Raw genomic sequence first — 1,519 nt, forward strand, 5'->3', positions numbered from 1 at the left:
CGGTGTCGATTTCGCTGGGTCTGCAGAAGCAGTGCGCCATCGCTGGAGTGAACAAAAAGAAGATTTGTGTAATTTTGTTCACCCGTTGAGAATATAAGCAATGACGGGTTGAAACCGTCTGTCGTTGTTGCTGCCTTGTGTGCTTATGAATCTGACATGTTCAGTAATGCCATCGCACAACTTGCGCTGGTCGCCAGCACATCAATTACGCCAGTTCTTAACGCGCCCAAAATTGCCAGTGCCTTTCGGCTTTCACTGGCCATAGCAATCACGTTCGGGATACGGCGCAAATCAGACATCTCCAGCCCGACAACCCGGCCCCGCATCAGTGTTCCTGCTTGCTGTCCATCCAGACGGAAGAAGTCAAAGCCACCAATATCGCCGACAATGCCATCATTGAGTCTGGCTTCGACAAACTCTTTTGCCGTAAAACATCCCAACTTCACCATATGACTGTTTTCGTCCATATCGCCGATACCGACTAAGGCAAACTCCGCTTTTCGGGCCTGATTGAGGGTTTCGCTGACATTGGGATGGGTGATAAACACCTGCTGGGTGACTTCACTGTCGACATAGGCTGGTGCATATAAGGTTTCGCTGGTACCACCAAATTTTTTTGCCAGACGGCGGCAGATATGATCCGCATTAATGGTATCGCCGCTGCGGTGGGTTCCGCCGATGGCACAAACAAATCGCGCATTGCGATGGGAAACAATACCGGGATGATCAGCGACAGCCGCAACATTCTGTCCCTGACCGACCGCGACAACGACATCGTCTCTCAGATAACCGTCCAGATAGGCCGATACCAGGGTAGAGACTTGCATTCGCTGCTCTTGTGCACTGGGTTGATCCAGTGCAATCAAGGCTCGTTTCAGGTTGAACCTGTCCATCAAACGCTGCTCAAGCTGGGCGCTGTGGATCGGGTGGAACTTGACGGTAATTTCCACGATCCCTTCTTCCCGCGCTTTTCTGAGCAGACGGCTGACTTTAGGGCGGCTGATACCGAATTTTTTCGAGATTTCTTCCTGCGTGGCACTTTGCTGGTAATACAAAATGGCAATTTCAGTCAACAGGTCTGTATCTTCCAGCTGATGGTCAAACGAAGCGGTAGGCGGTGAAGTGGTCATAGCGGTGTTCCATACACAGATGTGGCGTCAGTGTAATGGATTCAAAAGCGCTTAACAAATGTTAGCCGTCATGCACTTTGTTCAGCGTTTTCATTGCCGCATTGATTTGCCGGTCTTCTTCTCGCTGGGTTTGAGGGGACAGAAAAGGTGATGACCGAGGTGATAAAAAAGGTCTGACATGAATGCCAGACCTTTGAATCATGGAACCGCCGTCATGGTGGTGATGATTATTTCGGTTCGGTTTACAGCAGCTCTTTCGCGGTGCTGACCACGTTTTCAGTGGTGAAGCCGAACAGCTTGAACAGCTCGCCAGCCGGTGCCGATTCACCGAAGCTGGTCATGCCGATGATGCGGCCGTCAAAGCCCACGTACTTGTACCAGAAGTCAGC

The 1,519-nt window shown here is 51.0% G+C and carries 2 protein-coding genes; both read right to left on the reverse strand.

What is annotated here, in order from left to right; all coding sequences use genetic code 11:
• Nucleotides 1–143: 143 nt before the first annotated feature.
• On the reverse strand, nucleotides 144–1,130 hold the full coding sequence (locus P0Y67_RS22595; RefSeq protein ID WP_120512759.1) for a sugar-binding transcriptional regulator: 987 nt from the start codon (nucleotides 1,128–1,130) through the stop codon (nucleotides 144–146).
• Between the two features lie 242 nt (nucleotides 1,131–1,372).
• Nucleotides 1,373–1,519: transketolase-like TK C-terminal-containing protein (locus tag P0Y67_RS22600; protein ID WP_446728874.1), on the reverse strand; the 147-nt coding region annotated here is incomplete at its 5' end.

This window comes from Photobacterium sp. SP02 (assembly GCF_038519165.1).
Classification (GTDB): domain Bacteria; phylum Pseudomonadota; class Gammaproteobacteria; order Enterobacterales; family Vibrionaceae; genus Photobacterium; species Photobacterium halotolerans.